The following is a 17,695-nucleotide window of genomic DNA, read 5'->3' as shown; positions in this document are numbered from 1 at the left end:
ACTATGGAAAAAGTAAATTATTTGGCTTTTGCCTTACCTGCATTCTTTATTTTCTTATTTATCGAATATCAAGTAGCAAAATACAAAAAAAGACAAGATATCTTTAAATACGAAAGCTCTATTACTAATATTAGTATTGGTATAGCAGAGCGTTTATTAAACTTGTTTATATCAGCCAGTTTCTACTCTCTATTTTATTATATCTACGAGCACTACGCACTGCTAAATATCCCAAATACCTGGTACACATGGATACTCTTAATTTTAGCAACAGATTTAGTATGGTATTGGTACCACAGATTAGGGCATGAAGTCAACCTGCTGTGGGCAGCTCATATTGTTCATCATCAAAGTGAAGAATTTAACCTTACAGTAGCTGCGAGAATCACAGTGTTTCAAGCATTAATTAGAAATGTGTTCTGGTGTGTATTGCCTTGGGTAGGCTTTCACCCTTCCTTAGTTATTTTTATTCTGCTGTTTCACGGAGTGTACTCTTTCTTTACCCATACACAGATAGTGGGCAAATTAAGATGGTTAGAATACATTTTTATCACTCCTTCTCTACATGGTGTACATCACGCATCTGACGAAAAGTATTTAGATAAAAACTATGGAGATGTCTTTGTCTTTTGGGACAAGCTATTTGGCACATTTCAGCGTGAAGAAGAAAAGCCTAAATATGGACTTACACATCCTATTAAGAGTTACAGTTTTCTATGGCAACACTTTCATTATTACCTCGAAATACTTGAAGCTGTTAAAAGGGCCGATACTCTAAAGGATAAGATTAGAATAGCCTTTGGTAGTCCTGCGCTAATGGATCAAGATATTCGACCAGAATTAGAAAAGAAATGGTTACCTAATAAAAGTAATGATTTCCAGTTTCGTTATCAAGTTTACCTCAACATACAGATTGCTTTTAGTTTCTTGCTAATGTGTCTGATGACCTATTATTACAGCAACTTAGACAGTATTACTAAATTTACAGGTGCAGTGCTAATCCTAATTACTCTAATCAACTGTGGAGCCTTGATGGAACAACGCAGATGGATTTATTATCTAGAGTATGCCAGAATAATATTAGTACTCTCTTATGTACTTACAGTTTATGGATATATAGAACTAACTTTTATACCAATTATGTTAGCTATCGTTATAGAGCAGATATTCAAACCCAGTGTTTGGTATAAACACAATATCATTAATATAAAGTAGATAGCAACCAAAAGCCCACTGATAGAGATCTCTATCAGTGGGCTTTTATTCACTTTATTCTTTAGACATTGTCTTCAGATAATCTTTTAAGTAACTATTTTCCATTGCTTTTATAGTATCCTTCTTCTTGACAATATAATATACTGTATCAGATTTAGCAGGTTTATATACATAATCCCCTATCTGCACGTCATAATACTTGGAGATATTAACGCGATGTATAATTCCTGTTTTTAGATGTAGATAACGAGTAACATTAGCTCCTCCTCCTTTTTGATCTTCTTTCTTATCATAAACCTCTCCTTCAAAACTATATTCATTAAACTCTTTGTATTTTCTAGAAATATATTCATCAGAATTAGTCACAAAATACCCTCCTATTAAAGAAAAGAAAAGAATCAGCAGCATAATACCACCTATTTTGTTCATTCCATCATCTAACTCTACTTTTTCTTTCTGAGGCATTATTTCTGTTTATAAATATGACCATCAAAACTATAAATTACTTTACAATAAACAGGTACTATACTTAACATTTATTTCTCCCCCCTTCTCATTCTGCCCTTATGAATCCATAAGAACATCCTCATTTACTTAATTTTATTCTCTATCTGCAATAGATAATGTTTTTTTACCGAATTTAGTACAGTCATAAAAAGACAAAAACAACAATAACCAAATCTAAATAAACAAAGTATGAAAAAAACAACCTTTCTATTGGCAAGTGCATTACTTGTAATGGCTTGTAACCAGAAGAATAAAGAGACTGATACAACAAATACCCCTGTAGAGCAGAGCTCAACTACTACAGAAGAACCTGTAAAAGAATCTACAAGCTTTAAGATTGAAAATATCCCTTATAGTGAAGCTGAGATAGGTGCTTTTCCTTTCTTTACTCTACCTAAAGGATTAAAAGAAATGAATAAGCCTCTACAAAAGAACTTTGATGTATGCTACTTCCCTATTGAAGGAATAATGACTCCTATAGAAGGGAAACTATATAAAACGAACGTAACTGCCGTACAAGGAGAAGAATTCTCTCAACGCTATTTTGAGAAAAGCTTAGAGGACTACTTAACGTCTATAGGAGCGTATAAAGTATATGATGGAGAAATAACGCGAGAAGAGTATGACAACTATAATAAGCAAGATCCTAACAAAGGGGCTGACGGTGATATAGGATATGCAGGTGAGGTAATAAAGATGTATGTTATCAAAACGCACAAACAAGGTAATATCTATATACAATACACAGCTAATAATGCTGGTGGAAAACTGAATATCTTACAAGAAGAAGCTTTGGAACAGACAATCACTAAAATTACTGCAGATGAAATAGTCAAAGACTTAACAGAAAAAGGAAAGTCTATTTTATATATCAATTTTGATACGGATAAATCATCGGTTACTAAAGAAGGTAATGAAGTAGTCTCTGAGATTGCCACTGCATTAAAGAAAGATAGTTCTTTAAAAATCTCTATAGAAGGACATACAGATAATACTGGTGAAGCTAATCACAATAAAAAGCTTTCTTCTGAGCGAGCTAATGCGGTTATGACTGCTTTGATTAGTCAGGGTATTGATAAAAGTCGCTTAGTTGCCAAAGGACTGGGAGCGGATAATCCATTAGTAGCTAATGACTCTGATAGCAATAAAGCTAAAAACAGAAGAGTAGAATTAGTGAGAATAAAGTAATATAAGAACCCCACCGATAGATATGGCTATCGGTGGGGTTTTACTTTAATATAGACTTTACTTTTTCACAAGCTTCTATAAAATCAGATTGGAAAGTACTAAAATCAAAATCTCCTAATGCTTTCTTCCTATTTGATAGTTCATTTATAGACTCACATAATAAATCTATAAGATATAAACAGATTAAACTTTTAGATTGAAGTTTATCCAGCAGATTAAAATCAGGTTTAATACTAAAGTGACCAACATTATAAGTATATGGATCTGTATAAGAAGATGGGCTATTTACTCTTTTCTGAAATCTAAATGGATATGGCTCTTGTTTTTCAACTAATTCAATATCAATCCACAGAGATTCCATTGTACCTCCATAGTTTTTGTACAAATCTTTCTCAATTAATCTTAGATATTCATTCAGATAAGAAGGGATTAACTTTGTTTTTTCTTCTATTACATTAGTAAAGAAAGACACTTGTAAAGATTGATTATCAGATCTTTTCCTAACTTTATCAAAACCTTGATTAATACCTTTTTTATAAACACCATACGAAGTAAAGTGTATCATCTTATCAAAAGATTCATCTGTTATACCAATATCTTTTTTATGCAATTGTTCAGCTATTCGACCTGCTACTAATTCTTTATTAATTAAATCAGTTTTGCTTGGAGAAATACATAAATAGAGATATTCTTTATCTTTAAAAAAAGTTTCTATCACAGCGTTCACTAACTCTTCTTTAAAGTCATCAGTTAATCCACAGTATTGCCAGAAAACTTCTCCTTCATTACTTGCTACTTGCTCGTTTTTATCTAACCAATGACATAGATGATATTTCTTCTGATAATCTTTAAATATTTGTTTAAAGTCTCTTGACATATCACTAATATTTCGTTCCTGTAGTTAAATCTATATAGTAATATTCTGTTCCTAACTTCACTTTTACGTAATGCTCTTGTTCAATATTAAGAATCAAGTCATAGATAAAGGGCAATACTACTTCTCCCTTAGCATTGATTATTCCTACTTTATCCTCTTTATGAGCCTGTATATAACCGTGTCCCATAGGTACTATAAAACTGCTGGTGATCTCAAAAACTACCTTCCCTTGCGTATCGATACATTGCCATAAATCAGCATCGTTATCTGTAGCAAAAGCAATTCCTCCTTTAAACTCCTTTGCATCAAGATACTTGAATTCTATTACAGTTTCTCCTTTTTTATTGATGTAACCGTACTTTTCATTTTTACGTGCAGGCGCAAGTCCATTTCTAAAAACTCCTACATAGTCAATATCATTAGCAAATCTCGTTATAACATCCCCTTTGTGATCTATAATCGCTCGTGTTTTTTCATCTAAACTAACACTCGCGACACCATCTGAAAAATCAGAACCATATAAATAGGTTGGTGATATTGCCCATTTGCCAGTACTGTTGATAAAACCAAAAAGACCATTTTCACCTGTTCTCATATATAGTCCCTCATTAAAAAGAACCTCTGATGAAAACACTGTTTCTGGAGAAGAAAATATCTCTTTACCTTGAGCGTCAAAGAGTGTATTCACGTTGTCTTTCTCTACATTAAAGTAAGTCTCTCCTTTAGCGTCTACAAAAGTCAATATAGATTGATAATTAGGTTCTATTATCCACTCCCCTTTAGTATTGATCAAGCCGCATTTATCTTCACTAATTTGTACTACTCCCATTCCTTTACTAAACATCCAAGCATCCTCATACTTAGGTTCTATTACCCAATTCTGAGTAGCGTCTACATATCCCCATACTCCTGCATCATTCTTCTTAGGAATAAGAATAGTGTTCTCTGAACCTTCAACGATAGTATTTACTAAAGGATTACTGTTAGACAAGCTATTGCAATTAGCAAGTGACACTCCTAAACCAAGTGCAATGATGAATATTTTTAAATAACGTCTGATCATAACTTGAGTTATTGTTTGTTCTTTACCTGATTAACTATCTCCTTTAAAAGCGCTTTGCGCTTTACAGCTGCTTCGTGCACTTTTTGTTTCTTTTTATCTATTTTGTCCTTAACGGCTTTTCGATTAGCAGGTGTATTTCTTCCCATTATATAGAGTCTAACTTGTGAATTCTGTTACAAAAGTATAATAAAACTGTACAATAGTTTCCTTCTTCTTACGTATTAAATATAAACCCACTACTTTCGGGGACTGTTATATCATTTATAAGAAGTAATTTTACCTCTTAAGCTGACTTAACCTATTACATTAAATCAACAAGAATGACAAGAGAGTTTATCAATTCGCTGCATATACTAAAAGAATGGATTATAAAGAATGAAGCTATTCTAAATAGAACTAAATGGATTAATGGACAAGAAATTACAGAAACTGAGTATTTACGCTTTAATACTCAACCGATTTCAGAAGAAGAGTTAACGACCATTAAGTCGCTTACTCATAACTTATTACCTCCTACTTATTACCTGTTTTTAGAAGAGATCGGTTGTGGGCAATTCTTTATCTCTGAGTACTTACCCAGCTTTGAGATATATAACTTAGTTGAATTACAGGAAAATATACAAGTCATACAACATGAAATATTAGAAGCCGATGAAGTAATTACAGACCAGTTTATCATGATAGGGACTCATTGTTCTATGGGAGATTGGATGGGTTTCTGTACAACGAAAAATGAGGAGAATAATTATGATGTCTTTTGTCACGAATACCCTCTTGAAGAATATGTAGAAACGTCTGATGAGTTGAAATCTTGGCGAACCTTTGAAGAATGGATTATTAAAGCAGTAGAAACCAAAGGAAGTAAAACATTGTAATTTATTAAACTACTCTAACTACCCAAATTAATAAGTTTCTTTATAAATCAAAAAACAACATCGCGATGAGAATTATCTTAATCTTTGTATGTCTACTAATAGGTACATCAACTCTTCAGGCGCAAAATAGCCTGTGGGGGCCTTCGGTGAGTTATCAATACCAAAAAGGAAGTATTGTAAAAGTAGGTGGTTATTATGCAACAGAAATTAATAATACTAATATACTTAAGGTAGATGCAACAGCCAACTTTACGTGGACACAGGGCAAATATGCAGTTATTCCAGAAGTAGCTGTGGCTTATTATTCTGATATGTATTACATAGGTGCTTTTGGACGAGCTGAGATTACACCCTATACCATAACTCCGAAAGTTGGGTTGTCACTCTTTACCTTATTTGAAGTGGACTTAGGATATGGTCTACCTATTGCTGATAAGACAGACTACCGCCCTATCAAAGGGTTTACAACTTCTATACGCTTTAATATTCCTATTAATTCTAAGTTTTAAGTTAGTAGGTTCAGATATATTATTTTTATAGTGTAATTTTATAAATGACTACAGATCATTAATATTGACTAATATGACAAATAACCAATTTATTATTAAGGTATCAAATCTTCATTGGATAAAAAATACGGATGAAGAATATGACTTATGTGCTCATGGAGATGTATTTCTTCAAATTGGTGATGAGGTAGTCTCTAATGAGTATACTCTTGATGTCACAGTATCTGCTACAGCATTTTACCTATTAAGAAGTTTAACAGAAAACTTAAATGAACATAATCACGATAGTCAATTGATACCTTGTTGTGGGCACTTCATGTATTTTGATGAAAATGGGCGACTTGTAATAGGAGGCTGTCCAAGTGGAATAGATTGGACAATAGAGCATATAAATGACACAGAAATCAAACATACTTCAGATAAAGGTACTCAGGTCATAATTAATAAAGACAAATATCGAGAAATAGTATATGCCTTTGCAGATGAAGTACAAAACTTCTACAGAGAAAGTAAATCTAAGATTCTTCCAACAGATGAATTTAGTAGAGATGGTTACTTAGGTTTTTGGAAAGAATGGAATAGATTAAGAAATAAGTAATCCCCCAATACAGAATATTATTGAGGGATTGAGTATACGATACATTATTCTATGTAGATATGTCCTACAGAATATGTTCTGGCTTTACCTGCTACAATTACTCTCTGTTCTTTATTCTCACAATACAATTCTCCTCCTCTTTCTGATATCTGACGCGCAAATAAAGTATCTTTACCTAATCTAGATGACCAAAATGGGATAAGTGAACAATGTGCAGACCCTGTTACAGGATCTTCAAGAATGGTCGATTGTGGAGTAAAGTATCTCGATACAAAATCACAATCACTACCTACTGAAGTAATTACAACTCCTCCTGGATCTAAATTAATCGTATCGAAAATAGAACGTTCTATTTGAACCTTTTTAATATCTTCCTCAGATTCATATACTAATACATAATCTCTAGATTGGAATACTTCTTTAGGTTGAATATTCAGAGACTTCACAATTATATCTGGAAGAGTTGATACCTCTGGCATTCGAGATGGGAAATCCATATAATACATCCCATCCTTTACCTCTACTGTAAGTAGTCCACTTTTAGTCTCAAAAGTGATTTGGTCACCCTTGTAATTTAAAATAGATACTAAACAATGAGCTGCAGCTAAAGTAGCATGCCCACATAAATCCATCTCTATCTCAGGAGTAAACCATCTTAAGTGAATAGTCTCTCCTTTGTCAATAAAGAAAGCGGTCTCTGCTACTGCATTCTCACGAGTTATTTTTAATAAAATCTCATCAGGCAACCATTCTTTTAATGGTACTACACAAGCTGGATTTCCGTGAAAAATCTTATCTGTAAATGAATCTATTTGGTATAATTCTAATTGCATATTTATTATGATTTAAGTTTTAACCCAGATTCTGCATTAGCCAAATCAGTCTATTGCAACATCGGGTTTTAAAATATTTTCTTCTTATGTGTTAGATTTTTGCTATAAACTGTAAATAAGGCGTAATACTACTTCTTATAGCCTCATCAGAACTATCTCTTTCAATGCCATAATATGCATAAAAACCACGATAATCAGCCTGAATATAACTAAATGTTACTTCAAAAGGAGCTAACAGCTGTTCTAAAGTGTATTTATACTTCCCTTCTAGACTATATTCCTTTTCATCGATCCCTACACTAAGTGCCAAGGCTACTTTCTTATTACCCAATTTATAGCCACTTGTACTTCCATAAGCCCAGCCATAAGTTAGGACTTCGTCTAACCATGTCTTAAACAAGGGTGGACAGTTAAACCAATAAAATGGAAACTGAAATACAATATGATCATAAGCCTCTATAAGCTCTTGTTCTTTTTTTACATCTATTACTCCATCTGGATATACAGCGTGTAAATTGTGTACATAATACTGATCAGGGAACTTACTCAATTCATTTACCCATAATTTATTGACTACAGATTCTTCAAAATTTGGGTGGATTACTATAACTAAAGTACTCTTCATTTCTTATCATTAATGGTTATTGATAGGGCAAAAATAGAGAGTTCTAATAGCATTTCGTATCTTTGAGCCCAATTGTTAGATACTATCAAAAAAGTAAGTAATGACCAAAACTAAAGAAACTTCTACCCACTTTGAAAATAAAAAAGCCCTTGAGAATGAATGCAATGAAGTCTATGCCACTAGTATTATTGGAGGCCAATGGACAATGGCTATTTGCTGTTATTTAGTTGAAGGAAAAATGCGTTTTGGAGAGATCAAAAAGGTGTTACCTAATATTACAGAGCGAGTATTAACCCTTCAATTACGTAAATTAGAAGAGAATAATATTGTCCTTAGAACAGTATATCCAGAAGTACCTCCTAGAGTTGAGTATGAATTAACTCCTATCGGTCTAAAACTAACACCTATCATAAAAGCTTTAGGTAAATGGGGTGCTGAACATAAAGAAACATTGTAAATCTTAAACATTAATCTTAATAATAAATATTTTTATTCATTGAGATGTCCCCTTTTAAAATATTCAATCGTCATATAGTAAATATTAAAATATAAAGACAATGAAAGATTTCATGCTTATTTTCAGACTAAAGGATATTGCTGATTCTAAACCTTCACCAGAACAGATGCAAGAGCGTATGAATTGGTTAGCGAGTATCGCTGCACAAAATAAACTGGTAGACAAGGGAAATACACTTCTACCAACTAAAGAAGGTGCGAGACATATCTCTTCTGACCAAATAGTATCAGACGGACCATATACAGAACTTAAAGAGTTCTTAAGCGGTTATATCGTTATAAGAACAGAAACAATCGAAGAAGCAGTTGAAATAGCTAAGCTAAACCCTCTCTTTAAAATTGGAGGAAGTATTGAAGTGCGTGAAATATTAAAAAGAGATTAACTTGATTAGTTCAACAAATCCACAGGATCTAATTCCCAATTTGTTTCGTGATCAGTATACGAAAATGACGGCTGTACTATGCCGTCATTTTGGTTTAGAGCATATCGAAATTGCAGAAGACATTGTCAGTGATACTTTCTTAAAAGCATCAGAGGTATGGGCTTTAAACGGGGTACCTGAAAACCCTGAAGGATGGTTATATACTGTAGCGAAGAATAAAACAAAAGATTATTTTAAGCATCAAAACATCTTTGACCAAAAAGTAAAAGGTGCTATAACACCCGATATCAATGAAGTTAATCTGCCTATAGAATTAGATCAATCTCTCATTTCAGATAGTCAACTAGGGATGATCTTTGCTATCTCTGATCCGATTATACCTATAGAGTCACAAGTATGTCTGGCGCTGCAAATCTTATGTGGGTTTAGTGTAGAAGAAATATCCAATGCATTATTAGCTAATAAAGAGACAATAAAAAAGAAGCTTTTTAGAGCGAGAAATTCTTTGAGGGAGAGTAACTTTGAGATAAAAGAACTTTCTATTTCTCAAATTACACATAGGTTACCTATTGTACTGAAAACCCTATACCTACTATTTAACGAGGGATACTTCTCTAAAAGTAATAACCAAGTTATCCGAAAAGAGTTATGTTATGAAGCAATTAGATTAGCTATTATTCTTACAGATAACAAAACAACAGATACTCCTGAAGTTAATGCTCTATTGGCATTAATGTGTTATCAAAGTTCGCGATTAGATGCGAGAATTGACATGCATGGAGAGCTTGTTTTATTTGAACAGCAACATACTGAGTATTGGAATACAGAACTTATTGATAGAGGTAATTACTACTTAGTAAAAGCAACTAATCAGCAAGAGACCTCTAAGTATCACTTAGAAGCAGCTATCGCATACTGGCATACAACAGTAAATAAGAATGATAAATGGAACCACATCTTAGATTTGTACAACCAGTTACTTCTGGTAGAATACTCCCCTATTATAGCATTAAATCGTACTTTCGCCTTTGCTAAAGTTTATGGTGAAAAAAAGGGTATAATCGAGGCTGAAAAGCTCGCTTTAATTAATAGCAGCTATTACTTTGGGTTATTGGGTTACTTATATACTCCTATTGATAAAGATAGAGCTATACACTTCTATAAAGAAGCATTAGCACTTACTCAGTCAACTACTGAGAAATATCTTTTAAACAAAAGAATAACTGAGTTATCAAGTAAATAGCAACTAAGCTTTAGAAATATCTAAAGCTTAGTTGTTGATAAAACCTTTATTAAAAGTCTTTTAAATCTTCTCTATAGTTTGGTAAAAAATTAGGAAAGGCTGTTCCCTCTATGCGATATGTGTCAATATCTGTTATTCCTACATAAGTTTTAAACACATCTTTTATATAATCTGCCAGATAATCTTTTACAAGATTCCCTTTAGGTTGTAGACCTCCAGAGGCAATTGCTAAATACACCTTTTTGTTAGAAATAAGCCCTACTCTATTACCTGTTTCATTATAGGTATAAGTCACCCCTACGCGCACTAATTGGTCAATCCAAGCTTTTAAATGAGCAGATACTGTAAAGTTATAGGTAGGTGTGCTAATTATTATAATATCAGCACTATTCAAACGGGTAAGTAATTCATTTGCATACTTTAGCTCATTTATTTCACTATACCCTGGTTGAGCAGGAGAAATATAGAAGCTTTGAATCATCTCACTTGTATATAATGGCGGAGGAGTTTGAACTAAATCCCAAGTATCTATCACCACTAAAGGATATGCTACCTTTAAAAGGTTAATAATCTCTTTCCCTAAGTTAGTGCTATAAGACTCTTCTGCTCTGGCACTTGATGTGATGTGTAAAATTGTTTTCATCTATATTAAGTATTTTACTACTTAACGATCGAAAAACAAATTAGGGGACAATAAGATAAAAGAATGTTTACTTTATACTTGTAAGTCCCCTACTCTATATCAACGATTTTACTTCAATTATTTCCAATAATCTAAGTAAGGATTATTTTTAGCAGATATTGCATCAAATCTATCGTAATCCATATCTAAATAATTCTCTTCATCTAACATAAACACTCCTGTTTCGTATCCTTCAGCTATAGTACTTAAGAAATTAGTCAATGATTCGTATAAATAGTTTGGTGCTTCTCCAAAGGTATTGGTCCAATAGATTTGGTTCTCATTTGCAGTACCAGGGTTTAAATCTACCCAATAGCAATTCCCTGCTCCATCTTCTAAAAATGGGAATAACCTTTTCTGTGGAGTAAATTTATTCTCCCAATTTTCAAAATAGTCAGTATCATCAATCCCTATGTTATAATAAACAATAGCATCGTCAAGACTCATGAAAACATGAATAGGTATCAAACCTATAAGTCCTGAAAACGTTATATTATCATTAGCTACTCCATTAGCTATTGCGTAGAGTTCACGCAATTCTTCATTAAACTTTAACCCAAGCTTGTCTTCAGTTTCTTTAATCTGTATATCAGTAGCAGGTTGGTTAATAATCTTAGGCATATAATAGCCTAATTCATTTTGTTTTTCTATAATTACTTGAATAGATTCTGCAATGGTTTTCATCATATATTGAATAAGTTTTATACTCCTAAAGGTACTGTTTCAAACAAACTTACTCCTCCCTACAATCGGGGAAATTCTACATTTCTGTATCTATAGAATAAACACTACCCCTTACGATATTCATTAGGTGTCATTCCTGTATTCTTCTTAAAAAAACGACTAAATAAAGTAGGTTCTGCAAAGTTTAATTCAGCAGCTATTTCTTTACTTGTTAAGCTTGTTGTTTTTAACAGAGACTTACTATACAAGATGACCATCTCATTCATCCAATAAGAGAGAGTGTGTTTAGTTACTGCTCTAATCACAGTGGATAGATGCTGAGGTGTTACGCATAATTGATCTGCATAGAATTGGAGTGAACGCTCTGATTTAAAATGCTTGTACAACAAAGCAAAGAAGTTTCTAGTTAGGTACTCATAACGTGACTCAGCCTTCACGTTCATATTCGCATTTATATAAACTCCTTGAATCTCTAAAAGCAATGCACTAAACAGATGGGTCTGTACTTCAGGAATTGGGTTTTCTAAGTAATTATACTTACTTGTCACTTGGTAAAGTTCATATAACAACTCCAACTGTATGTCATCTAACTCAATAACATATTGTTGTCTCAGCGTTTCTAATAACTCTATCTTAAAAAGAGAAACAGAGGTAGTGATAAAGTCAAAAGAAAACATCAAAGAATAAATCTCAATATCGTCAGAAACCTCTATAGGGTAAACAATAGAATTAGGTACCAGACTAATCAAACTTCCTCTCTGAATCGTGTGCTCTGTCAAATCAACTTTTATCTTAGCATTACCACCAATACAAAGCCCTATCACAAAAGCATTGATAACATGAGGGTACTTCGCAAAGTAATCTTCTATCTCTTTAGCATTCTTAGATATATAGATCGCTTGCTTTAGATCTAATCCTCTATCCTGAACAATAGAACTAATAGTGTGTTGTTTTACTTCCATAACAAGTCTTTACTTCAAAGATATAAAATCTTAATAATTGCACATCTATTCTACTGATTTGTTTACTACTAAAAAATGACTATACTTTAAATTTGCATTAGTAATCAATAAATTAAATGCCATGAACAAACAAAGAGTAATCACATCCAATCGTTTAAAAGTAATAGAGATTGATCATAATATATTTGCTGCTATATCTCCATATAGAGGAATTAGCTGGGCTAATGCAGCATTTATCAATCGAGGAAAAGGGTTAGTATATGATACCTTTTTTGATCTATTTCACGCTCAAGAATTAAAAGATATCTACACTCAAGTAAGTAGTCAAGAACTACCTCAATACGTAGTTAATTCACACTACAACAGTGATCATACTTGGGGAAATAAAGTGTTTAAAGATTCTTGTATCATCATGCATAAGAATGCAGCTCAAGAACGCCTTACTGAAAATATACAGTGGTATCATACTATTATCAAAAGAGGAAAGGACTCTTTAGAATCATCAGCAGGAGAACGCTTCTTTGCTAAAGAGTTTGAAGGTTTTGATCTAACAGGTGTTGAGTGGATTACCCCAGATATAGAAATATCGAGCAACACTACTATCCACTTAGATACTACAGAAGTACAGTTAATAGACGTAGCCCCTTCTCATTCTAACAGCGATGTATTGCTATGGTTAGAGAAAGAAAGAATCTTGTTTGCAGGGGATGTTGTATTTAATGGTTGTACCGCTTATAGTGAACAAGGTATCAATAATTGGGTAAAGGTATTAGACTACATCATACATGATCTTAAGCCTAAGATTGTTGTTCCTGGGCATGGTAGTCTTTGTGGTGTTGACTTTGTGGAGGAGCAAAAACAATATTTAACTTTCGTATTAGAACAAGTAGACAAGCACTATACAAAGGGAATTACTGCAGAGGAAATCACTAAGAAAATAGACATTTCGAAATACTTGCATTGGATACAACCAGAGCGTATTTATATGAGCATCTTAGCCGTTGTAAAAAGCAAAGAAGAAGGTCAGTTTATCCCACCATGGAATGATATACCTGCTTCTTTAACTGAAATCAGAGCCTTTTATGACCAGAAATACAATCATACTATCCCTGCATGGGATCCTTATAGCGCTTGGAATGAATCTCTTGAATTTTTAAATCTATAACTATGAAATTTGTAACCTATCAACATAATAAAGAAGCTCGTTTAGGTGTAATAACGACATCTAATGAATCTATTTTAGACTTAAGGTCTATTGCTCCACACGAAGTGATATTTAGCTCTATGCAGTCTTTAATAGAATCTGGTCAGGATGGATTAGACAAGGTAAAAGATATATTGTCTAATGAAGATGCTTACCAAAGTATTCCGCTACATAGTGTGCAACTATTAGCTCCTATACAACCTAAAAGAATATTGGGTACAATGTTTATGAATCCAGATAATCATCTTGCTTCTGCTACTAAAAATATCATAGACATCATCGGTCAACAAACAGCTCAAGATGTAAGTTTATTAAGTGAGCAGTTAAACAAAATGATCTATAGAATTAAGAACAGTAAGGATGCGTTATACGAACTAAGAGATCACACTTATATTTCACATACAGGTGAAACTATTAATACTCCTAAAGGGGCTAAAGAGTTAGATTACGAATTAGAGCTGGGCTGTGTTATTGGCAAAACTGGAAAAGACATTTCTATTGAAGACGCTGCTGATCACATATTCGGGTATACAATCTTTAACGATTGGACGTTGCGCGATCTTCAAATCAAGAATGTACTCAGTGGAAAAGGTTGGGCTGACAACGCTAAAGACTTTGATCAATCTGTTACCTTAGGACCTTGTATTGTAACAAAAGATGAAATTGATATCAATAATTGTGTGATGAAGGCTTATGTAAATAAACAACTTTGGTCTGAAGGAAATACTAATGAGTACTCTCAATCCTTTGAGGAGATCCTCGTTAGCATCAGTAAAGGTAGAACAATTCACGCTGGTGAAGTATGGAGCTCAGGAACGGTAGGAACTGGATGTGGTATCGAATTAGGCAAAAAACTACAACATGGTGATATAGTAGAACTGGAAATACAAGGAATTGGTAAGATTACTAATACAGTTAATATAAGTGAGTAAAAACATAGGGAGAGTAGATTGTTTAATCTACTCTCCCTATTTATATTGTTGTCTGATAGATCAATAATTACTACAATCCATCAATATTTATAAAATTTAAAAGTTGAGCTAAACCTATAACAATGAAAAGCAAACCTACCATTCCAAAAAGGAATAAAACTAAATTATTAAATCCACTCTCACTTTTAATAACAAACTTTTCAAAATCTTTAGGATCGTATATTATTCCTATTGATTTATTTATATCATCGCTATATGTCATTAATTTACTCAAATCTGTAGATGCATAAAAATAAGGTGTTTTCACTATTACGGTTCCATTTATCTCAAATTCAATTAGAGGAACTTTGTAACCTTTATTGCCTTTTTGGTATGATACTATTTTACCTGTATCTTCTTTCCCATATTTACTTATATTTCTCAAAAACAAAGCGTAATGAACTGTATAATAAACCATTAAAGAACCCAATATCAAAGGACAAAAGGCTGGTGCAAAGAAAATTAAAAATAAGAATGTTATACCAATACTCCACCCCAAAACACGACTACTACTTAATGTCATACTTATAATTTTTGAATAAAAAAGTTAATAAAGTCCAATGTGGCTAATAAAGAGTAGTTTACGAGGTAGGAAATCGTATCAGGTAACGATTTAGTAATGGTACTATTTGCATTAATTTTCTATTTTTTTCCTTGTAAATCATTACAAAAATACAAAAAATAGGTTAAGGGATGCTTATATTTTTATACTATTTTATACTTATACAATGCCTACTTATTTTTCTATTTAGCAGTATAAAACTTAAATTATTAATAGGCAAATCAAAAAAACCTTTCCCCTGTTGCCCCCAAGTTGGGAAAGATTGTCATTTATTATACTAATGTTTGTTATTTAATTAGGGAAAACCAGCCTAGAGGCACTGTTAATCCTTATAAAATTACAAGCTATGAAATACTTTCTGCAAAACATCCTTTTAGAGATACACAACAAGGAGAATAAGATTTCAGCACAAAGCAAAAGGTTGATTGATGAGGCTTATGAAATGACTTTGTATCTCCAAGACCTTTTATTTTCGGTCAAGAAATACATTATTGAAGAAGGATTTAAAAACGATGCGGAAGAGATACATTTCTTCCATACCATAAAGCCACAAATACTCGGTAAGCTCATTTTTTATAATAAAGTTTATAGAATAGAAACAACTTGCCCAGTAAGCAATGGAAAAATGTATTACAGTTACTTTTCCACACAGTTTGCAAACCTGAAACGGGAGTATATTGAGCATATTTGTAATTCCGATTTTTACAGGTATTACCGCTCGGGACGAACAGACCGTGATGATACTTATTTCAAACGTGGAAATATAAACTACCAGGATGGGCTTAACAGTATTGTGTTTGAAATAGATCCGGCATTCTCGACTTTTTTCGATTACAAAATTGCAAGGATTATCGCTAATGAATTGCTCTATTCATACTTGCTTACAAAAATCAATCCTGATGAAGGTCCTGATATGATTTTGCAAAAGCAGGAAAGCTCCAAAGATATATTTTGGACAGACAGCAAAAATGCTCTCATTGAATTAGTGTATGCACTTCACGCTTCAGGTGTAATTTCTCACGGTAAAATCGGTATCCGAAAAATAAGCCTTATGTTTCAGATACTTTTCCATATCCCACTTGGTGACCTGCATCATTCTTTCCACCGTATGAAAACAAGGGCAGGTTCCCGAACGGCATTTTTAGACCAGCTCAAAATATCCCTCGAAGAATATATGGATAAAGACCTTTAGCGACTTCAAAGCAATAATTTAAAAGCAGTACACAAAATGTACTGCTTTTTCTTTGCCCATATCTGCCAATTGGCAAATGCTCTCAAAACTTCACTACAAAATATCCAAAATCCCCTAAAACCCTTATTAAACAAGGGTTTTTCCTAATTGTAAAAATTTTCAAAAAACCGCCAAACCAATTGGCAAGGCTTGGCAGACAAACACTGCCACCTTTCACAATTTTGCATAGTGAACTTTAAAAAGCTGTGCAATGAAAATAATAACCATTGAAGAAGAAGCGTGGCAACAGCTCAACAGCCGTATCAATGCCATTGCCGACTATCTGAAAAGACAGGAAGATAAAAGTTATGATGACCTGTGGCTCAATAACCACGAGGTATGTCAATACCTGCACATCAGCGAAAAGACCTTATGGCGTATGCGAACCAAAGGCGAGATTGCTTATTCAAAAATCTACGGTCAGTATTTCTACACCATTGGGGCTATCAAAGATATGCTCAATGCAAATGCTATACAGAGCAGTGATGAATTTGTACAGGAGCTTATGGCAAAAAGCAAAAGCTATATCGAAAAAGGCAGAAAGTTAAAGACAGATAAAAAATAGGTATGAACCCTTAAAAGTATATCCCTATGAATATTGACAGAATGGAATTTTTGGCGTGGATGGAACGCTTGATGGGTCGCCTTGATATGCTGGGCGATAATATAGACGAGTTGCAAAAGAAACGCAACAGCATAGATGGCGAGGAACTGCTCGATAATCAGGATTTGCTCCAAATGCTGAAAATAAGCAACCGCTCTCTGCAACGGTATCGCTCCATTGGCAAACTACCTTATTATACGATAAGTGGAAAATTGTATTACAAGCTATCTGATGTACATCAGTTCATAAGAGAGAGCTTTAACCCTCCCTCAAAATGAACGCCAATGAAAGACAATGAAAGACAAAGACTGCCATTGAGTGCCACTTGATGCAATGCAGTAACCGCTTGTTTTACTTTAGGCA

Annotated in this window: 23 protein-coding genes; 13 read left to right on the top strand and 10 right to left on the bottom strand. The window is 33.3% G+C overall.

Going from position 1 to position 17,695, the window contains the following annotated elements:
- Positions 1 to 3 precede the first annotated feature (3 nt).
- Positions 4 to 1,215, top strand: coding sequence for a sterol desaturase family protein (locus tag BMX53_RS08815; protein WP_074745826.1), 1,212 nt, complete (start codon positions 4 to 6; stop codon positions 1,213 to 1,215).
- A gap of 54 nt (positions 1,216 to 1,269) precedes the next feature.
- Here the strand turns inward: BMX53_RS08815 and BMX53_RS08810 are convergent, their stop codons facing one another.
- Positions 1,270 to 1,680: a hypothetical protein gene (locus BMX53_RS08810; protein WP_074745824.1), complete on the bottom strand. Its 411-nt coding sequence runs from the start codon at positions 1,678 to 1,680 to the stop codon at positions 1,270 to 1,272.
- A 231-nt stretch (positions 1,681 to 1,911) separates the two neighbouring features.
- On the opposite strand from BMX53_RS08810, the gene BMX53_RS08805 reads away from it, so the two are divergent.
- Positions 1,912 to 2,910 (top strand): OmpA family protein, encoded by a 999-nt coding sequence (locus tag BMX53_RS08805; protein ID WP_074745822.1) that lies wholly within the window; start codon positions 1,912 to 1,914, stop codon positions 2,908 to 2,910.
- A 40-nt stretch (positions 2,911 to 2,950) separates the two neighbouring features.
- On the opposite strand, the gene BMX53_RS08800 is transcribed toward BMX53_RS08805, so the two are convergent.
- The 3 genes from BMX53_RS08800 to BMX53_RS19095 are packed head-to-tail and all read right to left on the bottom strand — an operon-like array spanning position 2,951 to position 4,996.
- Positions 2,951 to 3,787 (bottom strand): hypothetical protein, encoded by an 837-nt coding sequence (locus BMX53_RS08800; RefSeq protein WP_074745820.1) that lies wholly within the window; start codon positions 3,785 to 3,787, stop codon positions 2,951 to 2,953.
- A gap of 4 nt (positions 3,788 to 3,791) precedes the next feature.
- A complete protein-coding gene (locus BMX53_RS08795; RefSeq protein ID WP_074745819.1) occupies positions 3,792 to 4,850 on the bottom strand; it encodes a WG repeat-containing protein in 1,059 nt (352 codons plus the stop codon).
- A gap of 8 nt (positions 4,851 to 4,858) precedes the next feature.
- Positions 4,859 to 4,996 (bottom strand): hypothetical protein, encoded by a 138-nt coding sequence (locus BMX53_RS19095; protein WP_167357244.1) that lies wholly within the window; start codon positions 4,994 to 4,996, stop codon positions 4,859 to 4,861.
- 174 nt (positions 4,997 to 5,170) lie between these two features.
- Here BMX53_RS19095 and BMX53_RS08790 point away from each other — a divergent pair, with 174 nt between their 5' ends.
- The 3 genes from BMX53_RS08790 to BMX53_RS08780 all read left to right on the top strand — a co-directional run bounded on the left by BMX53_RS08790 (position 5,171) and on the right by BMX53_RS08780 (position 6,832).
- Entirely contained in the window at positions 5,171 to 5,725 is a 555-nt protein-coding gene (locus BMX53_RS08790; RefSeq protein ID WP_083394399.1) for an SMI1/KNR4 family protein, read from the top strand.
- A 65-nt stretch (positions 5,726 to 5,790) separates the two neighbouring features.
- Positions 5,791 to 6,234 (top strand): hypothetical protein, encoded by a 444-nt coding sequence (locus BMX53_RS08785; RefSeq protein ID WP_074745817.1) that lies wholly within the window; start codon positions 5,791 to 5,793, stop codon positions 6,232 to 6,234.
- A 73-nt stretch (positions 6,235 to 6,307) separates the two neighbouring features.
- Complete coding sequence (locus BMX53_RS08780; RefSeq protein ID WP_074745815.1) at positions 6,308 to 6,832, top strand: hypothetical protein; 525 nt, start codon at positions 6,308 to 6,310, stop codon at positions 6,830 to 6,832.
- 44 nt (positions 6,833 to 6,876) lie between these two features.
- On the opposite strand, the gene BMX53_RS08775 is transcribed toward BMX53_RS08780, so the two are convergent.
- Positions 6,877 to 7,665: a PhzF family phenazine biosynthesis protein gene (locus BMX53_RS08775; protein ID WP_074745814.1), complete on the bottom strand. Its 789-nt coding sequence runs from the start codon at positions 7,663 to 7,665 to the stop codon at positions 6,877 to 6,879.
- Between the two features lie 91 nt (positions 7,666 to 7,756).
- Positions 7,757 to 8,290 carry an NAD(P)H-dependent oxidoreductase gene (locus BMX53_RS08770; protein ID WP_074745812.1) on the bottom strand — a complete coding sequence of 178 codons (534 nt, stop codon included), beginning with the start codon at positions 8,288 to 8,290 and terminating at the stop codon, positions 7,757 to 7,759.
- Between the two features lie 100 nt (positions 8,291 to 8,390).
- Here BMX53_RS08770 and BMX53_RS08765 point away from each other — a divergent pair, with 100 nt between their 5' ends.
- The 3 genes from BMX53_RS08765 (at position 8,391) to BMX53_RS08755 (ending at position 10,432) form a co-directional block, all read left to right on the top strand.
- On the top strand, positions 8,391 to 8,747 hold the full coding sequence (locus BMX53_RS08765; RefSeq protein ID WP_074745810.1) for a winged helix-turn-helix transcriptional regulator: 357 nt from the start codon (positions 8,391 to 8,393) through the stop codon (positions 8,745 to 8,747).
- 100 nt (positions 8,748 to 8,847) lie between these two features.
- Positions 8,848 to 9,189 carry a YciI family protein gene (locus tag BMX53_RS08760; protein WP_074745808.1) on the top strand — a complete coding sequence of 114 codons (342 nt, stop codon included), beginning with the start codon at positions 8,848 to 8,850 and terminating at the stop codon, positions 9,187 to 9,189.
- Between the two features lies 1 nt (position 9,190).
- Positions 9,191 to 10,432 carry an RNA polymerase sigma factor gene (locus tag BMX53_RS08755; RefSeq protein ID WP_394333462.1) on the top strand — a complete coding sequence of 414 codons (1,242 nt, stop codon included), beginning with the start codon at positions 9,191 to 9,193 and terminating at the stop codon, positions 10,430 to 10,432.
- A 49-nt stretch (positions 10,433 to 10,481) separates the two neighbouring features.
- Here the strand turns inward: BMX53_RS08755 and BMX53_RS08750 are convergent, their stop codons facing one another.
- From BMX53_RS08750 to BMX53_RS08740, 3 genes are all read right to left on the bottom strand, one after another.
- Positions 10,482 to 11,075 (bottom strand): FMN-dependent NADH-azoreductase, encoded by a 594-nt coding sequence (locus BMX53_RS08750; RefSeq protein ID WP_074745805.1) that lies wholly within the window; start codon positions 11,073 to 11,075, stop codon positions 10,482 to 10,484.
- A gap of 117 nt (positions 11,076 to 11,192) precedes the next feature.
- Positions 11,193 to 11,801 carry an SMI1/KNR4 family protein gene (locus tag BMX53_RS08745; protein WP_074745803.1) on the bottom strand — a complete coding sequence of 203 codons (609 nt, stop codon included), beginning with the start codon at positions 11,799 to 11,801 and terminating at the stop codon, positions 11,193 to 11,195.
- Positions 11,802 to 11,902: 101 nt separating this feature from the next.
- Complete coding sequence (locus BMX53_RS08740; protein ID WP_074745801.1) at positions 11,903 to 12,760, bottom strand: helix-turn-helix domain-containing protein; 858 nt, start codon at positions 12,758 to 12,760, stop codon at positions 11,903 to 11,905.
- Between the two features lie 121 nt (positions 12,761 to 12,881).
- Between BMX53_RS08740 and BMX53_RS08735 the strand changes: the two genes are divergently transcribed.
- Both BMX53_RS08735 and BMX53_RS08730 read left to right on the top strand, forming a co-directional pair.
- On the top strand, positions 12,882 to 13,925 hold the full coding sequence (locus BMX53_RS08735) for an MBL fold metallo-hydrolase (protein ID WP_074745799.1): 1,044 nt from the start codon (positions 12,882 to 12,884) through the stop codon (positions 13,923 to 13,925).
- A gap of 2 nt (positions 13,926 to 13,927) precedes the next feature.
- Positions 13,928 to 14,896: a fumarylacetoacetate hydrolase family protein gene (locus BMX53_RS08730; protein WP_074745797.1), complete on the top strand. Its 969-nt coding sequence runs from the start codon at positions 13,928 to 13,930 to the stop codon at positions 14,894 to 14,896.
- 70 nt (positions 14,897 to 14,966) lie between these two features.
- Here BMX53_RS08730 and BMX53_RS08725 read toward each other — a convergent pair whose 3' ends face one another.
- Complete coding sequence (locus BMX53_RS08725; protein ID WP_143061412.1) at positions 14,967 to 15,458, bottom strand: hypothetical protein; 492 nt, start codon at positions 15,456 to 15,458, stop codon at positions 14,967 to 14,969.
- Positions 15,459 to 15,843: 385 nt separating this feature from the next.
- On the opposite strand from BMX53_RS08725, the gene BMX53_RS08720 reads away from it, so the two are divergent.
- From BMX53_RS08720 to BMX53_RS08710, 3 genes are all read left to right on the top strand, one after another.
- On the top strand, positions 15,844 to 16,689 hold the full coding sequence (locus BMX53_RS08720) for an RteC domain-containing protein (RefSeq protein ID WP_019977045.1): 846 nt from the start codon (positions 15,844 to 15,846) through the stop codon (positions 16,687 to 16,689).
- A 250-nt stretch (positions 16,690 to 16,939) separates the two neighbouring features.
- Positions 16,940 to 17,293 (top strand): helix-turn-helix domain-containing protein, encoded by a 354-nt coding sequence (locus tag BMX53_RS08715; RefSeq protein WP_019977044.1) that lies wholly within the window; start codon positions 16,940 to 16,942, stop codon positions 17,291 to 17,293.
- A gap of 26 nt (positions 17,294 to 17,319) precedes the next feature.
- Positions 17,320 to 17,610 (top strand): helix-turn-helix domain-containing protein, encoded by a 291-nt coding sequence (locus BMX53_RS08710; RefSeq protein WP_074745793.1) that lies wholly within the window; start codon positions 17,320 to 17,322, stop codon positions 17,608 to 17,610.
- Positions 17,611 to 17,695 lie beyond the last annotated feature (85 nt).

The sequence above is a fragment of the Myroides marinus genome (assembly GCF_900109075.1).
In the GTDB taxonomy this organism is placed as follows: domain Bacteria; phylum Bacteroidota; class Bacteroidia; order Flavobacteriales; family Flavobacteriaceae; genus Flavobacterium; species Flavobacterium marinum_A.
The sequence above is the reverse complement of the archived record's forward strand: the minus strand, read 5'-3'. Positions and strand labels throughout refer to the sequence as shown.

Bases quoted from the DNA above. Each gene is read 5' to 3' on its own strand.
- BMX53_RS08730 (WP_074745797.1), top strand. From the start codon at position 13,928: ATGAAATTTGTAACCTATCAACATAATAAAGAAGCTCGTTTAGGTGTA.
- BMX53_RS08780 (WP_074745815.1), top strand. From the start codon at position 6,308: ATGACAAATAACCAATTTATTATTAAGGTATCAAATCTTCATTGGATA.
- BMX53_RS08720 (WP_019977045.1), top strand. From the start codon at position 15,844: ATGAAATACTTTCTGCAAAACATCCTTTTAGAGATACACAACAAGGAG.
- BMX53_RS08795 (WP_074745819.1), bottom strand. From the start codon at position 4,850: ATGATCAGACGTTATTTAAAAATATTCATCATTGCACTTGGTTTAGGA.
- BMX53_RS08810 (WP_074745824.1), bottom strand. From the start codon at position 1,680: ATGCCTCAGAAAGAAAAAGTAGAGTTAGATGATGGAATGAACAAAATA.
- BMX53_RS08770 (WP_074745812.1), bottom strand. From the start codon at position 8,290: ATGAAGAGTACTTTAGTTATAGTAATCCACCCAAATTTTGAAGAATCT.
- BMX53_RS08760 (WP_074745808.1), top strand. From the start codon at position 8,848: ATGAAAGATTTCATGCTTATTTTCAGACTAAAGGATATTGCTGATTCT.
- BMX53_RS19095 (WP_167357244.1), bottom strand. From the start codon at position 4,996: ATGGGAAGAAATACACCTGCTAATCGAAAAGCCGTTAAGGACAAAATA.
- BMX53_RS08745 (WP_074745803.1), bottom strand. From the start codon at position 11,801: ATGATGAAAACCATTGCAGAATCTATTCAAGTAATTATAGAAAAACAA.
- BMX53_RS08785 (WP_074745817.1), top strand. From the start codon at position 5,791: ATGAGAATTATCTTAATCTTTGTATGTCTACTAATAGGTACATCAACT.
- BMX53_RS08790 (WP_083394399.1), top strand. From the start codon at position 5,171: ATGACAAGAGAGTTTATCAATTCGCTGCATATACTAAAAGAATGGATT.
- BMX53_RS08800 (WP_074745820.1), bottom strand. From the start codon at position 3,787: ATGTCAAGAGACTTTAAACAAATATTTAAAGATTATCAGAAGAAATAT.
- BMX53_RS08735 (WP_074745799.1), top strand. From the start codon at position 12,882: ATGAACAAACAAAGAGTAATCACATCCAATCGTTTAAAAGTAATAGAG.
- BMX53_RS08765 (WP_074745810.1), top strand. From the start codon at position 8,391: ATGACCAAAACTAAAGAAACTTCTACCCACTTTGAAAATAAAAAAGCC.
- BMX53_RS08740 (WP_074745801.1), bottom strand. From the start codon at position 12,760: ATGGAAGTAAAACAACACACTATTAGTTCTATTGTTCAGGATAGAGGA.
- BMX53_RS08775 (WP_074745814.1), bottom strand. From the start codon at position 7,665: ATGCAATTAGAATTATACCAAATAGATTCATTTACAGATAAGATTTTT.
- BMX53_RS08725 (WP_143061412.1), bottom strand. From the start codon at position 15,458: ATGACATTAAGTAGTAGTCGTGTTTTGGGGTGGAGTATTGGTATAACA.
- BMX53_RS08715 (WP_019977044.1), top strand. From the start codon at position 16,940: ATGAAAATAATAACCATTGAAGAAGAAGCGTGGCAACAGCTCAACAGC.
- BMX53_RS08750 (WP_074745805.1), bottom strand. From the start codon at position 11,075: ATGAAAACAATTTTACACATCACATCAAGTGCCAGAGCAGAAGAGTCT.
- BMX53_RS08710 (WP_074745793.1), top strand. From the start codon at position 17,320: ATGAATATTGACAGAATGGAATTTTTGGCGTGGATGGAACGCTTGATG.
- BMX53_RS08815 (WP_074745826.1), top strand. From the start codon at position 4: ATGGAAAAAGTAAATTATTTGGCTTTTGCCTTACCTGCATTCTTTATT.
- BMX53_RS08805 (WP_074745822.1), top strand. From the start codon at position 1,912: ATGAAAAAAACAACCTTTCTATTGGCAAGTGCATTACTTGTAATGGCT.